Source organism: Marmoricola sp. OAE513 (assembly GCF_040546585.1).
GTDB lineage: Bacteria > Actinomycetota > Actinomycetes > Propionibacteriales > Nocardioidaceae > Marmoricola.
This window is the reverse complement of the sequence record NZ_JBEPOC010000001.1, coordinates 1,399,525-1,412,735: the sequence shown is the minus strand read 5'-3', so window position 1 is coordinate 1,412,735 and position 13,211 is coordinate 1,399,525. Positions and strand designations below refer to the sequence as shown.

Genomic DNA, 13,211 nt, shown 5'->3' with positions numbered 1-13,211 from the left:
CTGACGTGTCGCCCCGGCCACTCGTCTTTGTCGGTGCGGCTGCCTAGGCTCGGGGAGTCGGCGCGGAGGTGCACGGTGCGCCCCTGCAGTTTCTGACCAGGAGGCCCTCGTATGACGACCACCGCATGGGACGCCGAGGCGCTGCTGCGCCGGTACGACGAGATCCGCGCCCATACCGAGTCCCTCGCCTCCCCGCTCTCCCCGGAGGACCAGACGGTCCAGTCGATGCCCGACGTGTCGCCGACGAAGTGGCACCGCGCTCATGTGACCTGGTTCTTCGAGACCTTCCTGCTGGCCGACCACGAGTCCGGCTTCCAGCCGTTCGGTGACAAGTACTGGTTCCTGTTCAACAGCTACTACGAGGCCGTCGGGCCTCGGTTCTCCCGGGCCGACCGCGGCGTCGTCACCCGACCCGGCGCTCAGGACGTGGGCGTCTACCGGGACAACGTCGACACCCGCGTCCGCGACCTGGTCGCGTCGCTGGACGCCGGCACCGTGGAGAAGCTGACCCCGACCATCGAGCTCGGCTTCCACCACGAGCAGCAGCACCAGGAGCTGCTGCTGATGGACATCAAGCACGTGCTCTCCCGCAACCCGCTGCGCCCGACGTACGCCGGTGCCCCGGGCGCCGCCGCCGAGACCGACACGCTCGGTTGGGTCGACGTGCAGGGTGGCCTGGTCGAGATCGGCCACCGTGGCGCCGGCTTCAGCTTCGACAACGAGCTCCCGCTGCACCAGACGTGGCTCGAGCCGTACCGGCTCGCCGACCGCCTGGTCACCAACGGCGAGTGGCTCGCGTTCATGGAGGACGGTGGCTACTCGCGTCCCGAGCTCTGGCTCTCCGACGGCTGGGCGAAGGTCAAGGCCGAGGGTTGGGAGGCGCCCTTCTACTGGGAGCAGGTGGACGGCACCTGGTTCGAGCACACCCTGCACGGCACCTGGCCGGTCAACCCGGGTCTCCCGGCCTGCCACGTCAGCCACTACGAGGCCGATGCCTTCGCGACCTGGGCCGGGAAGCGTCTCCCGACCGAGGCCGAGTGGGAGCACGCCGTCGTGGTCGACGGGCGGGAAGTCGACGGCAACCTCGCCGACACGACCACCTACCACCCGCGGGCCGCCGGGCCCAGCAACGGCTCCCTGCGCCAGGTGTACGGCGACTGCTGGGAGTGGACCTCTTCGGCGTACCTGGCCTATCCCGGTTTCCACCCGGCCGAGGGCGCGATCGGCGAGTACAACGGCAAGTTCATGTCCAACCAGATGGTGCTGCGCGGAGGGTGCGCCCTCACGCCCCCGGGCCACGCCCGGGCGACGTACCGGAACTTCTTCCCGCCCGGAGCGAGGTGGGCGCTCTCCGGTGTCCGGCTCGCTGACGGTGGCACCCCGACGACCGCAGGAGCTGCGTGATGCCCGAGGTGAAGGAACCTGTCTTCTCCGTCCTGCTCGATCCCGACTGGGCGAGCGGCTCGCTGGTCACCGACGTGCAACGCGGCCTCGGTTCGCAGCCGCTGTCGCTCCCACCCAAGTGGCTCTACGACGACGCCGGGTCGGTGCTCTTCGACGAGATCACCCGGCTGCCGGAGTACTACCCGTTCGCCCGCGAGCACGAGATCCTCAGTGCGCACGCGGCCGAGATCGTCACGGCCAGCGGGGCGACCACGCTCGTCGAGCTCGGCAGCGGCACCAGCGAGAAGACCCGGATCCTGCTCGACGCCTTCGCCGCCACCGGGCAGCTCGCCTGCTTCGCCCCGGTCGACGTCTCCGAGGGCATCCTGCGCAGCTCGGCGGCGGAGATCTCCTCGCGCTACCCCGGGGTCCAGGTCGAGGGCGTCGTGGGTGACTTCACCCTGCACCTCGCCCACCTGCCCCGCGGCGGGGAGGGGCGCCGGATGGTGGCCTTCCTCGGGGGCACGATCGGCAACCTCTACCGCGAGGAGCGCGGCGCGTTCCTCGGTGCGCTCGCTGACAGCCTCGAGCCCGGTGACTCACTGCTGCTCGGCACGGACCTGGTCAAGAGCTCCGACCGGTTGATCGCGGCGTACGACGACAGCCAGGGCGTCACCGCGGAGTTCGTGCTGAACTCGCTCCAGGTGCTCAACCGCGAGCTCGGCGCCGACTTCGACCTCGACCAGTTCGCCTACGTCCCGTTCTGGGACGCGCACATGGAACGGATGGACCTGCGTCTCCGTGCCGAGATGCCGCAGCGGGTGACGATCCCCGGCGCCGACCTCGTGCTCGATCTCAGCGCCGGTGAGGAGATCCGGGTGGAGATCTCGACCAAGTTCCGGGTCAGCAAGATCGCTGCTGAGCTCGAGACGGCCGGCTTCGGCATCACCCGGGTCTGGACCGACGACGCCGGGGACTTCGCGCTCACCCTGGCCACCAAACCCTAGCCGGTCGTCGAGCTTGCCGAGACGAGGCGACCATCTCGCGCCATCTCGGCAAGCTCGATGACCGGGGGACCGCGCGATAGCGTCGTCGCACCATGTCTTCCCCCGTTGCCGTCACCGTCCCCGACGTCGAGGCCGCCGCTGCGCGGCTCGCCGACGTCGTCGCACGTACCCCGCTGGAGTTCAGCCCGCGGCTGACCGAGGCCACCGGTCATCAGGTGTGGCTCAAGCGCGAGGACCTTCAGGTGGTGCGCTCCTACAAGATCCGCGGCGCCTACAACTTCATCGTGCAGCTCGACCCCGAGGTCCGCGAACGAGGTGTCGTGTGCGCCAGCGCCGGCAACCACGCGCAGGGAGTCGCTTTCGCGTGCGACCGGCTCGGCACCCGCGGTCGGATCTTCGTGCCCGGTACGACCCCGCGCCAGAAGCGCGAGCGGATCCTCGCGATCGGCGGGTCCGTGGTCGAGGTGATCGTCGTCGGCGACTCCTACGAGGACGCCCTCACCGCAGCCGTGGCGGACGCCGAGGAGTCCGGTGCGACCCTGGTCCCCGCGTTCGACGACCCGCGCACGATCGCCGGCCAGGGCACCGTCGCCCTCGAGATCCTCGACCAGCTCGGTGCGGCTCCCGACGCCGTCGTCGCCCCTGTCGGTGGCGGTGGCCTGCTCGCCGGCCTGGCCGCTTTCCTGAAGCCGTCGCACCCGGGCACCCGGCTCTACGGCGTGGAGCCGGCCGGAGCACCTTCGATGACCGCGGCCCTGGCGGCCGGTGGCCCGGTCTCGCTGGTCGAGGTCGACCCGTTCGTCGACGGTGCAGCGGTCGGCATCGTCGGGGCAGCACACCTACCCGCTCATCGCGGCCAGCGGTGCCGAGATGATCACCGCCGACGAGGGCCTGGTCTGCACCGAGATGCTCTCGCTCTACCAGGCCGACGGCATCATCGCCGAGCCCGCAGGCGCACTGGCCACCTCGGCCCTGCGTCTCGGCCTGGACCTGCCGGCCGGCAGCACCGTGGTCTGCGTGGTCTCGGGCGGCAACAACGACATCAGCCGGTACGGCGAGATCCTCGAGCGCTCGCTGATCCACCAGGGGCTCAAGCACTACTTCCTGGTGACCTTCCCGCAGGAGCCCGGGGCGCTGCGCCGGTTCCTGGCCGACATCCTCGGCCCGGACGACGACATCACGCTCTTCGACTACGTGAAGCGCAACAACCGGGAGACCGGCCCCGCGCTGATCGGCATCGAGCTCGGACGGGCCGCCGACCTGGACGGTCTGCTCGCCCGGCTCGAGGAGAGCCCGCTCGGGGTCGAGCAGGTGCCTCCGGGCAGCCCGCTGTTCCACTACCTCCTCTGAGCGGACCGGAGTCGACATGAGCATCACCACCGCGCCGGCCACCTCGCCGAGGTTCGACGACCTCCGGACCATGGTGGGTCCGAAGAGGCCGGACGCCTCGGTCTGCTGGTGCCTGAGCCATCGGATCGACTCGAGGACGAACCGTTCGCTCGTCGGCCCCGAGCGGGGTGAGTTCGTCCGCGCGCTGTGCCGCGAGAAGGTCGCGCCCGGCGTGCTGGCCTACGACGGCGACGAGGTCGTCGGGTGGGCCGCCATCGCTCCGCGCGCGGACCTGCCGTTCGCGCGGTCGACCAAGATCCCGCACGTCGACGACCTGCCCGTCTGGTCGCTCTGGTGCATCAGGGTGCGTCCCGGTCACCGTGGTCGCGGGATCACCGAGGCACTTGTCGAAGGGGCCGTGGCGTACGCCCGCGAGCACGGCGCCCCGGCCGTCGAGGCGTACCCGGTGGACAACAAGGGGGCCAAGGTCGACCTCACGATGGCCTACGTCGGGACCCGGAAGATCTTCGAGCGCGCGGGCTTCGTGAAGGCTGCGGACACCGGCTCCGTGTCCGGTGGCTTCCCGCGGGTGCTGATGAGGCTCGACCTGCGTACCTGATCGCCAGCCCCGGTTAGCGCGGGGTATCCCGGCTCGACCCCTGCCGTTCAACCGCTGCTGGTGTCGTTCCGGTGTGGACACGATGAGCGTGCGGCTCGCGGCTCCTCCGCCGGCGCCGGGTACGGCGACGGTCGGCGTGGTCGTGCTCACGATGGGCACCCGCCCCGAGGACCTCGCCGCCGGACTCGCGTCCCTGCAGGCGCAGCGCGGCGTGGACCTCGACATCCTCGTCGTCGGCAACGGGTGGGAGCCGACCGGCCTGCCCGACGGCGTCCGCGGCATCGGACTTCCGGAGAACCTCGGGATCCCCGGCGGCCGCAACGCCGGGGCGCCGTACGTCGCCGGTGACCTGCTCTTCTTCCTCGATGACGACGCCCGGCCTGCCACCGACGACTACGTCGCCCGCGCCGTCGCGATGTTCGAGGCCGACCCGACCCTCGGCCTGATCCACCCGCGGGTCGACGCCACCGAGGGCGAGGCTCCCGGTCGTTGGGTTCCGCGGGTCCGCAAGGGCGACCCACGCCGCTCGTCCCCGGCGTTCGTCCTCTGGGAGGGCGGCTCGGTGATGCGCCGCGAGGCGTTCGACGCCGTCGGCGGCTGGCCCGAGCTCTACCGCTACTCGCACGAGGGCATCGAGTTCGTCTGGCGGATGTGGGACCAGGGCTGGAAGGTCTGGTACGCCGGCGACCTGGTCTGCCTGCACCCGCCGATCGACCCCACCCGGCACGAGACCTACTTCCGGTTCAACGCCCGGCACCGGGTGTGGATCGCGAAGCGCAACCTGCGCTGGCCGCTGTCCTGGGCGTACGTCGCCACCTGGACCTTGGTCCAGCTCGTCCGCTCGGTGCGCACGCCGGAGGGCCGGTCCTCGTTGAGGCCCTGGTTCGCCGGCTGGCGCGAGGGCTGGCGTGTCGACCCCGGGGGCCACAAGCCCCTGAAGTGGTCGACGGTCCTGTTGATGACCCGTCTCGGACGACCCCCGGTGGTGTGAACGCGATGACGAGCATGATGAACCTTCCCGGCCCGACCGCCCTCTCCCGGTTGGTCGCGACGCAGCGGCAGCCGGCACCGACCGACCTGCACCCTCCCGTGTCGGTTTTCATGGCGATCCGCGACGAGGAAGCGGGCCTGGCCGAGAGCGTCCGCCGGGTCTTCGCCCAGGACTACGCCGGCGAGATCGAGCTGGTCCTGGCGGTCGCGCCGTCGGTCGACAGCACCTGGGGGCTGGCCCTCGAGCTCGCCCTGCGCGAGCCGCGGCTGCGCCTGGTCGAGAACCCCGACCTCTTCACCCCGCACGGCCTGAACGCGGCGATCGCCGCTGCCAGCCACGACTACCTGATCCGGGTGGACGGGCACGCGTTCATCCCGCTGGACTACGTCAGCCGGATCGTCGAGGTGCTCCGGACGACGGGGGCTGCGAACGTCGGCGGGCGGATGGTGCCGGTCGGTGACGGTCCCGTCTCCGAGGCGGTCGCGGTGAGCATGAGCTCGCGGTTCGGCATCGGTGGCGGCGCCTTCCACGTCGGCGGTGAGGCCGGTGAGCAGCCCACTGTCTACCTCGGTGCCTTCCGCCGCGATGCGCTGGCGTCGGTCGGCGGCTACGACGAGACCTTCCTGCGGGCCCAGGACTGGGAGCTGAACCACCGGCTGCGCACGGCCGGCCACCAGGTCTGGTTCGACCCGTCGATCGGCGTCACCTACCGTCCGCGGTCGGACTGGCGCTCGTTCGCGCGCCAGCAGTTCCGCACCGGCGGCTGGCGCCGTCGCGTGATCGGCGAGCACCCGGGCACCGTCAGCGCCCGCTACCTCGCGCCGCCGGTCGCCGTGGTCGTGATCGTCCTCGGCGTCCTCCTCGCCGCGCAGGCCCCGTTGCTGGCGGGCTGGCTGCTGATCGGGCTGGCGGCACCGCTCGGGTACCTCGCGGCGATCACCGCGCTGGGTCTGCACGAGGGGCGTCGCCACCCCTGGCACGTGCGCCGCCGGGTGCCGGTGGCGATGGCGCTCATGCACCTGTCCTGGGGGATCGGGTTCCTCTTCCGTGCCCGGTGACGGCAGCGAGTGACCGCGGGGCCGGAGCCACGGACCTCAGGGCGTGCGGACGGCGGCGAGCTCGTCGACACCGGCGCTCAGCGCTGCCTCGATGCCGTCGAGCACGTCCGCGGAGATCGTCCGGGTGACCAGCAGCGGCGACCAGTCGGTCAGCCGCAGGTCGGGCGGAACCGGCGTCGGCACCACCTCGCCGATGCCGACGCCGAGGCCGTAGTCGGCGAACACGAACCCGAGCAGGTCGTCCTCCCCGAAGGCGACCGGGGCGCACGGGATGCCGTAGCTGTGGCACAAAGCGACCACGCTGGAGTCGCTGCTGATCACACCGTCGTGCCGGGCCAGGGACCGGACGAGGTCCTCGATGTCACCGGGCCGTGAGGCCTTGCCGCTCACCTCGACGATGCCGCCGCCGAGAACGACGGGGACCTCGAGGTCGCTCACGTGGCGGACGAACGCCAGACGCCCGTTCGTACGCCGACGCTCGACCGGCAGCACCCGCGACGCGAGCACGGTCGGATCGCCGTACCTGGTCACCTGCGGACCGCCGGAGCGGTGCAGCAGCTCCGCAGTCAGCGGGCCGCGCACCGAGACGAACCTCGCGCCGGTCTGCAGGGCGGCATCGGCGTTCAGGGCGCCGGTCCCGACGACGACCGAGGACCGCTGCACCGAGCCGAGGATCGACCCTGCGCCGACCAGGTGGCGCTCGTCGGTCTCCGAGCCCGGCGGCTGGAACACCACCGGACGGTCCGTGAGCCGACCGACCAGCAGCGGGCTCAGCCAGTTCCCGACAGTGCCGGGGAACGGACGTGCCCACCACATCAGCCGCACCGCCTCGCCCTCGCCGGCACCGGCCGCGGCAAGGGCGAACGCCTCGGCGGCGAGCTGGGCGTCGTGCTCGGACTGCATCGGGACCACGTTCGTGGCGAGCCGGTCGGCGAACCGCCGTACGCCGGCGAGGTCGCCGTCCTGACCGGCGAGCAGCATCTGCTTGGTCAGCGTCGCGCGGTGCGCGGTCGGGACGGCCGGGCGCGGGGTGGTGGGTCCCTCGAGCTCGCCGGCGTCGTCGTCGGCAAGGTCCTCGGCGTCGCTGAGCTCGTCGTCCGGGTCGGGCTCCGCCGCACCTGCGCGACCGGCGGTGAGGCGGGCCTTCACCCGGGCGAACCGCATCGCGCTGGCGGACAGGTTGCCCACCTGGCTGTACATCATCCGTAGCCCGATGAAGAGCACGATCGCGTCGGCCCCGTGCACCGACCCGTGCACCGCACGGTAGAGGACCACCACCAGGGAGCACGCCATCGCGATGCTGGCCACGACGGCTCCGAGCTCGGCGTCGCGGATCCGCTTGCCCACCCGGTCACCGACCGTCGTGCTGCCGGGGCGGCTGCCCTCGGCCAGGTAGGAGACCTGGTGGGTCAGCTGGCGGTGGTAGATCGTGGCGACCAGCCAGAGCACGGCGGCCGTGATGAGCACGTTGGCGAGGCCGAAGCCGAGGTCGAGGAAGGCGAACAGGGTGCAGAACGCGGCGACCTGGATCAGCGAGACCAGCGCGGTCGACAGCTCGAACGCGGCGGCCCAGCTCCAGGCCTCCTTGCTCGCGGTCCGCTGCGTCCCGGAGGCGTCGAACCCGCGGCGGAAGACCCGCACCCGGTTGAGCCGGACGAGGTGGTGCAGCGCACGGCTGAGGCCGTAGGCGACGAAGAAGATGCTGCCGTGCAGGACGACCCGATCGGGGTCCTCGCGGTACTGCGCCGGTCCCGAGAGGATCAGGTGCGAGAACATCCGGGTGACCACGAGCTCGGAGACCGGCAGCATCGCCAGCAGGAGGAGCAGCCCGGAGATCTCCCAGCGGCTGCTGCGGGCGGTGAACAGCTCCGCGAACGCCCGGGAGAAGTCGCGGAACATCAGCCCACCCGGGTCAGGTACTCGGCGATGCCCCGGGACAGGGCGTCCTGGATCTCGTCGAGCTTGGCGTCGGTGATCCTCTCGGTGCGGACCAGGTCGCGCCACGACGTACGACGCAGGTCGAGGTCGACCGGGACCGGATCCCACGGCTCGGTGAGCCCGGCGCCGAGCGCGTAGTCGCGGTACTTGATGCCGCTGCCGTGCACCGCGTCCTCGAACCCGTTGAAACCGATGAGCGAGCACGGGATCCCGTAGCTGTGGCAGGCGATCATCACGTGCATCGCGCTGGTGACCACCGCGTCGTACGTCGCGAGGGTGGCGACGAACGCGGCCAGGTCATCGGGGTGCGAGCCGAGCACGCTGAGCTCGTCGAAGCCCTCGGGCAGCGTGATCGGCAGGTTGGCGTGGGTGAAGTGGCGCACCAGCGCGGTGCGTCCGTTGGTCGCTCCGAGCTCGACCGGCAGCACCCGACGCACCAGCGCGCCGGGGTCGCCGAGGCTGTCGACCGACGGCCCGCCCTGGCGTCGGAGCAGGCCGGCGGTCACCGGGCCGCGAACCGAGAGGTAGGAGGCCTTGGTGCTGAGCTCGACGTCCTCGGTGGAGATGCCGGTGCCGACGACGATCGAGCGCGCCCGGATGAACCGACCGATCGACCCGATCGCCACCAGGTGCGGCTGGGTGCTCGGCGCGGTCGGGGCCAGGTACTTCACCGGACGCTGCGCCGTGCTCTGCACGACCAGCGGGCTGAGCCAGTCGCCGAAGTTCCCGGGGAACGGGCGCGGCCACCAGGTCAGCGTGACCGGCACGTCGCCGGTGCCCTCGAGGGCGTAGTGCGCGAACGACTCGGCAGCTTTCTGGGCGCCGACCTCCGGAGCCGACGGGATGCTGCTGGCACTGAGGCGGGCCGACAGGTCGCGGACCTTCTCCAGCTCACCGCGCTGGCCGGCAGCGACCAGGTGGTTGACCAGCGCCTGCCGGTGCCGCGACGGCCCGGCGTCGTGCGCGCCGCGGGTCAGCACGTGGGTCAGGCCGCTGCGGTCGGCGGTCGCGCGGAGGCGACCGGCCAGCGGTCCGGAGATCCGGGTCAGCCTCTTGTCGGTCGCCTTGGCCCAGCGCAGTGCCAGTCTCCGGGCGCGCTTGCGGCCCCTGCCGGCCTTGCGCGCGGTCGCGCCGGCGACCTGGTCGTGCTGGACGACCTTGGACTTGAACTCCGCGACGTTGCCGCTGGAGCCGAAGGAGAAGAAGGTCGTGACGCCGTGGTCGGCGCGACCGACGACGGCGGCCGACGGGATCACCTGAAAGGTCATGGCCGCGGCGTTGCTGCGCCAGGACTCCTCGAAGAAGTAGTCGTCGGTCGCCTTGATCTCCGCACCGGCCTCGAGCGCTACGGCGTCGGCCATGAACTTGCGACCGGCCGGGGTGCTGTTGATGCCGAAGAAGCACGGCTCCCAGAACCGGGTCCGGTTCGCGTAGCCGATCGTGCTCGGGGCGCCGAAACCGCGCTGGAAGCCGATCAGGTCGGCGCTGGAGTCGCGCACGTAGTCGGGCAGCCCGAGCAGCTGGCAGTCGACGTCGATCCAGAAGACCTTGCGCCCCGGGTTGCGGTCGCAGAGCTCCCCGAGGAAGGCGATCTTCTTGCGGCAGATGTCCGCCCAGTCCTCGCCGGGCTGCTTGACGATCTCCTCGAGCTCACCCTGGATCCCGAGGTCGCTGAGGTTCTTGGCCAGCCGGTCGGCGTGGTCGCGGTAGTAGTCGTCGGCGGTGTAGAAGGAGCAGACGACGATGTCGCTGAGGTCCATGGTTCCTCGGGGTTGAATGGCGCGTGAACTTCCGGGAGGTGCCGTTCGATTCTCGGGAGGACCGGTGGCCGGTCGGCGAACCGTCGGTGGACTGCGTGCGAACATCGGGCGCGCGGCGGCGTCCTGACTATCCTCGGCGCATGTCTGTCCCCCACGGCCTCGCGCCCGGAGTCCCCACGCCGGGACCGTTCTCAGCGCTGCTCGGCTTCCGCTACGTCAGCCTCACCGACGGGGTCGCGCACGTCGAGGGCGACCCCGGCCCGGAGCACTGCAACGGAGGCGGGATCGTGCACGGCGGCTACCTGAGCTCGTTGCTCGACACGACCAGTGGATGGGCAGCCCACAGCGGGCTGCCGGCCGGGTCCGCTGCGCCGCACGTCCAGCTCAGCGTGCAGTACGTGCGTGCCGCCCTGCCCGGCTCGACCCTGGTCTGCCTCGGCCGGGTGGTGACCGCAGGGCGGCGGATCGCCTCGGCGGAGGCCGAGATCACGCAGGACGGGAAGGTGATCGCCCGGGCGATCACGAGCCACGCGGTCGTCAGCAGAGGGTGATCGAGGTGCTAACCCCCGCGCTCGGGATCCCTACCGGATGCCCAGCTTCCGCATCATCTTGAGACCCGACAGCATGCTCTTCGCGTACTCGTCGTAGTCCTGGCCCGGACGCACGCCCATCACCTGCTTCTTCAGGGCGCCGACGTTCTGCACGTCGGTGTACTTGGTCAGCCCGTTGTCGCCGTGACGCGAGCCGACGCCGGACTGCTTCACGCCACCGGACGGCGTTCCCTTCGAGGCGTACGCCGTGGCCAGCGCGTCGTTGATGTTCACGTTGCCGGACTCGATCTGCAGCGCCACCTGGTGCGCAGCCTTCATGTCCTTGCCCCACACCGACGCGTTCAGGCCGTAGTCGGTGTCGTTGGCGAGCTGGATCGCCTCGCGCACAGTGGCGTACTTGTGCAGGCCCACGACCGGGCCGAAGGTCTCGGTCGAACCGGCCAGCATGTCGGTGGTTACTCCCTCCAGCACCGTGGGTTCGAAGAACGCCGGGCCGATGTCGTCGCGCTTGTTGCCGCCGGTGAGGACCGTGGCGCCCTTCGCGACGGCGTCGGCGACGTGCGCAGCGACCCGCTCGCGGTGGTCGGGGGAGACCAGCGAGCCGAGCTCGGGCCCGAAGTCGTACGACGCCCCCATCGTCAGGCCTTCGGCCGCGGCGACGAACTTGTCGCGGAACTCGTCGTACCGGCTCTCGGGCAGGTAGATCCGCTCGATGTGCATGCAGATCTGACCGGTGTTGCCGAAGACGCCGAACAGGGCGCCCTGGACGGTCTCGTCCATGTCGGCGTCCTCGAGCACGATCATCGGGTTCTTGCCGCCGAGCTCGAGGCAGCACCCGATCAGGTTGCGGCCGGCGCGCTCGCCGATCACCCGGCCGGTCCCGGTCGAGCCGGTGAACATGACGTAGTTCGCGTTGTCGATGAGCGTCGGGCCGATGTCGGGGCCTTCGCCGCAGACGACCTGGAAGAGGCCCTTCGGCAGTCCGGCCTGTTCGAGCAGGGCGATGCCGTACAGCGGGGAGAGGGCGGTCTTGTTGTCCGGCTTCACCACCACGGCGTTGCCGGCGATCAACGCGGGGATCGCGTCGGACAGGCCGGTCGCGAACGGGAAGTTCCAGGGGGCGATGATCCCGACGACACCCTTGGGGACCCGTACCTCGGTCGAGCTGGAGACCAGCGGAACCGGGCCGCCGCGACGCTTCGGCGTCAGCAGCCGGGGGGCTCGCTTGATGTAGTGGCTCATCACCATCGGCGGGTCGCAGGTCTCCTCGAGCGCCATCCGTCGGTTCTTGCCGCTCTCGGCCTGGATCAGGTCCGCGACCACGTGCGCGTTGTCGATGAGGAGGGTGTGGGCCCTCTCGAAGACCTCGAGGCGCTGCTTCAGCGGTGTCGCCGCCCAGGTCTTCTGCGCAGCCCGGGCCTCGCTGAAGGCCCGCTCGATGTCGGTCGGCGTCGACTGGGGCAGCTCGACCAGGACGTCCCCGGTGTACACCTCGGTCAGGTTCCACGGCACGGCTGCGGTGCCCTGGACCCGGGCGACCAGCCCCTGGAGGAACTCGGGGGTGAGGGACGCGGGGCGCTGCAGACGGACGGGCGTGGAGGTCATGGGGCCAGACCCTAGGCGACTTCGCGCGAGGTGGTGGCCCAGTCCACTTCTTCCCGATGCGCGCGGCGGCGGTCTCGTCGTCTAGGGTGGTGACCGTAAGACAGTGGTGGTCGTGCCGGTCTTGGGTGTAGTTTGCACAGGCCGACTAGACCAGTTGGGGCCAGTTTGAGCGTAAACAAATCAGTTTTGCGTCCCTCGAACCCCATCGACCACCGCCCGGGTTGCCCCGGGCACGATTTGACCGGTTTTATCTGACTCGTGCCGTAACGGGCGCGTAATCAGGTCGTTGTATGAATACGGACAGGACCCACCTGACGTGCTGGGCGCACCGGCGCTCGAGCACCGACACGGGAGAAGAGTGGATGAAAAAGCTGATAGTGATCGGGGTTACCACCCTTGCTGCGATGTTCGTGGCTCTCGGGGTTGCACCGTCGGCCTACGCCTATCCGGAAACGTCCTGCAACGTCACCGTGAACGCCCAGAAGGCTGAGGGCGGAACGATCCTGAAGGTCCACGCGACCTCTCAGCAGATCACCACGGACGACGGGCTCGGTCGTGCGGCTGCTGACGCGGTGAACTGGCGTGCCGAGTTCAACGGCACCGTGCGCGAGGCCAACACGGACGTTTTCGACACGACCTTCACGCTGCCGAAGGTGAGCTCGGAGACGAGCTTCCTGCTGACCGTCCAGGCCGTGATGCCGGACGCGACGACGACCTGCGAGAAGTCCCTGAACATCACCGTGGTGCCGGGTGGCACGGACGTGAACCCGCCGGGCGAGCTGCCGAACACGGGTGGTCCGCGGATGATCCTCCTGGTCGCCGGCCTGGGCCTCGTCGCGCTGGGTGGCGTCGCCATCCGCCAGTCGCGTCGTCGCCACGAGGGCGTCACCGCCTGACCCGCAACTTCTGGAGAGCCTGCCCCGAGGGGCAGGCTCTCCTGCTTTTCCGGGACTCTTCCGCGTGAAACTAG

General features: G+C 70.6%; 11 protein-coding genes and 1 pseudogene. 9 read left to right on the top strand and 3 right to left on the bottom strand.

Annotated features, from left to right (window positions below; genetic code table 11):
- The first annotated feature begins 111 nt into the window (after positions 1–111).
- From egtB to ABIE44_RS07135, 7 genes and pseudogenes are all read left to right on the top strand, one after another.
- Positions 112–1,404, top strand: coding sequence for an ergothioneine biosynthesis protein EgtB (gene egtB / locus ABIE44_RS07165; protein ID WP_209720185.1), 1,293 nt, complete (start codon positions 112–114; stop codon positions 1,402–1,404).
- Positions 1,404–2,390, top strand: coding sequence for an L-histidine N(alpha)-methyltransferase (gene egtD / locus ABIE44_RS07160; RefSeq protein WP_209720188.1), 987 nt, complete (start codon positions 1,404–1,406; stop codon positions 2,388–2,390). Before egtB ends, egtD begins: the two co-directional genes overlap by 1 nt.
- A gap of 92 nt (positions 2,391–2,482) precedes the next feature.
- Positions 2,483–3,184 (top strand): annotated as a pseudogene (locus tag ABIE44_RS07155) (pyridoxal-phosphate dependent enzyme); the annotation flags it as partial.
- Between the two features lie 76 nt (positions 3,185–3,260).
- Complete coding sequence (locus ABIE44_RS07150; RefSeq protein WP_354438373.1) at positions 3,261–3,740, top strand: hypothetical protein; 480 nt, start codon at positions 3,261–3,263, stop codon at positions 3,738–3,740.
- A 16-nt stretch (positions 3,741–3,756) separates the two neighbouring features.
- Positions 3,757–4,338: a GNAT family N-acetyltransferase gene (locus tag ABIE44_RS07145; RefSeq protein ID WP_209720193.1), complete on the top strand. Its 582-nt coding sequence runs from the start codon at positions 3,757–3,759 to the stop codon at positions 4,336–4,338.
- An 82-nt stretch (positions 4,339–4,420) separates the two neighbouring features.
- On the top strand, positions 4,421–5,329 hold the full coding sequence (locus tag ABIE44_RS07140) for a glycosyltransferase family 2 protein (RefSeq protein ID WP_354438372.1): 909 nt from the start codon (positions 4,421–4,423) through the stop codon (positions 5,327–5,329).
- A 5-nt stretch (positions 5,330–5,334) separates the two neighbouring features.
- Positions 5,335–6,387 (top strand): glycosyltransferase family 2 protein, encoded by a 1,053-nt coding sequence (locus ABIE44_RS07135; protein ID WP_354437908.1) that lies wholly within the window; start codon positions 5,335–5,337, stop codon positions 6,385–6,387.
- Positions 6,388–6,423: 36 nt separating this feature from the next.
- Here ABIE44_RS07135 and ABIE44_RS07130 read toward each other — a convergent pair whose 3' ends face one another.
- On the bottom strand, positions 6,424–8,286 hold the full coding sequence (locus ABIE44_RS07130) for a glycosyltransferase family protein (protein ID WP_209720199.1): 1,863 nt from the start codon (positions 8,284–8,286) through the stop codon (positions 6,424–6,426).
- Positions 8,286–10,085 (bottom strand): polysaccharide pyruvyl transferase family protein, encoded by a 1,800-nt coding sequence (locus tag ABIE44_RS07125; protein WP_209720202.1) that lies wholly within the window; start codon positions 10,083–10,085, stop codon positions 8,286–8,288. The genes ABIE44_RS07130 and ABIE44_RS07125 overlap by 1 nt, the downstream gene beginning before the upstream one ends.
- 140 nt (positions 10,086–10,225) lie before the next feature.
- Between ABIE44_RS07125 and ABIE44_RS07120 the strand changes: the two genes are divergently transcribed.
- Complete coding sequence (locus ABIE44_RS07120) at positions 10,226–10,636, top strand: PaaI family thioesterase (protein ID WP_209720204.1); 411 nt, start codon at positions 10,226–10,228, stop codon at positions 10,634–10,636.
- 30 nt (positions 10,637–10,666) lie between these two features.
- On the opposite strand, the gene ABIE44_RS07115 is transcribed toward ABIE44_RS07120, so the two are convergent.
- Positions 10,667–12,241, bottom strand: a complete 1,575-nt coding sequence (locus ABIE44_RS07115) for a succinic semialdehyde dehydrogenase (protein WP_209720207.1) — start codon at positions 12,239–12,241, stop codon at positions 10,667–10,669.
- Positions 12,242–12,603: 362 nt separating this feature from the next.
- On the opposite strand from ABIE44_RS07115, the gene ABIE44_RS07110 reads away from it, so the two are divergent.
- A complete protein-coding gene (locus ABIE44_RS07110; protein WP_209720210.1) occupies positions 12,604–13,137 on the top strand; it encodes an LPXTG cell wall anchor domain-containing protein in 534 nt (177 codons plus the stop codon).
- Positions 13,138–13,211: the final 74 nt, after the last annotated feature.